The sequence below is a fragment of the Wolbachia endosymbiont of Glossina morsitans morsitans genome (assembly GCF_000689175.1).
Classification (GTDB): Bacteria; Pseudomonadota; Alphaproteobacteria; order Rickettsiales; family Anaplasmataceae; genus Wolbachia; species Wolbachia pipientis.
The window spans coordinates 1-1,344 of the sequence record NZ_AWUH01000114.1 but is presented as its reverse complement, the minus strand read 5'-3'; the positions used below and the strand labels follow the sequence as shown (position 1 = coordinate 1,344).

2 protein-coding genes are annotated in these 1,344 nt (G+C 33.3%); both read right to left on the bottom strand.

Annotated features, from left to right (window positions below; genetic code table 11):
- Positions 1-136: 136 nt before the first annotated feature.
- Entirely contained in the window at positions 137-688 is a 552-nt protein-coding gene (locus WGMM_RS02770; RefSeq protein WP_038249688.1) for a 5-formyltetrahydrofolate cyclo-ligase, read from the bottom strand.
- Positions 672-1,292, bottom strand: coding sequence for a ferredoxin reductase domain-containing protein (locus WGMM_RS02765; RefSeq protein ID WP_038249685.1), 621 nt, complete (start codon positions 1,290-1,292; stop codon positions 672-674). The genes WGMM_RS02770 and WGMM_RS02765 overlap by 17 nt, the downstream gene beginning before the upstream one ends.
- Between the last annotated feature and the right edge of the window lie 52 nt (positions 1,293-1,344).

The following is a 1,344-nucleotide window of genomic DNA, read 5'->3' as shown; positions in this document are numbered from 1 at the left end:
ATGAGAAAGTTGCAGCAATGAAGCCATCTTCTCACTTAGGTATTTCAAGTGCTGCACGAGTGAGTGAAGGAGGAATCACAGGAGCAAGTTGATGCATTTTTTTACGCAAAAATTACTATCAGAAAGTGGGGTTACGCTACTCCTTTTTATCCACTTTTTTGAGCAATCCACTTCCACATCTAACACACATCTCAGTGATTATAATATCCAATTTTTGATCATGTTTTTCTACAGGTAAATCTTTACAATATTGTTTCTCATAGGCTACACCTATAAATATTTTTCCAAGCGGCCGTAATTTTTTTATCATTGTATCATACCAACCACCGCCAAAATCTAATCTATTCAAATGATCATCAAAAGCAATAACAGGAGTAATGATTGTGTCAGGAATTACATCTTCATTTGTTTCGTTCCATTTCTCAAATTTTAGTAACTTATTTTTATTAGGAATTGCTATTTTATAATCTAAATCGAGTAAACTATGCATCAAAGGCACAACATCTATTTCCTCATCCATTGGAATGTAAGCTGCTATTGTTTTGCCTTTAACGTAGCTTAAGTTCTGATTAAAGAGATTAATAAGGGAATTTGCCGCATAACTGGAATAACTTTCATCAATATCTTTTCTTATAGCTCTATATTGCCCTCTTATTTCCTTTTTGTGCTGTTTAATATCTTTGAACATGATCTATCCATTTTGCAGTAAGTTTTTCTTGTAAACTATTTTGCTTCAAGCGCTCACTTAAAAAGTCAAAGTCAACACACCCCATATCCTGGTCTTGATTACTGCAACTATAAACAAAACTCCTTTCTCCTGTTTTCGCATTTATATGTTGCTGCACACACTGAGCGCAGATTTCTTTCATCATACACTGCATAGGAGAATTAACTGATGATATCGCTATGTGGACTGATTTCAGATATGGCTTTAAAATTGTTTTTCTAGCTTCATTCACAGCTTTCATCATTTTATCAGAACCAATAGTGATAATTTTATCTATAACGTTCAAATTAATACCTAATCTTCCTTGTTGATAAGAGACTATTGCATCAACTATATTACCATGAAAGGATTTATCTTGATCTCTGCTTGTTTCTATCAATCCTTCTTCACATACCCAAACTACTGCATTTGATGCACGCTCTATTAGTGCTCGTTTAAATACATCACTTAACTTCTTATAGCCAGCGAAGTACAAAACCTTGTTATTATTTTCAAGACATGCCTTCCCTATCGAAAATAACACTGCATTTCCAACTCCACCACCAATTAGCATTATATTCTTCATGTGCTATTTTAACTGCATTTGTTCAAATTTTTTGAAATTTTATAGAACAAAG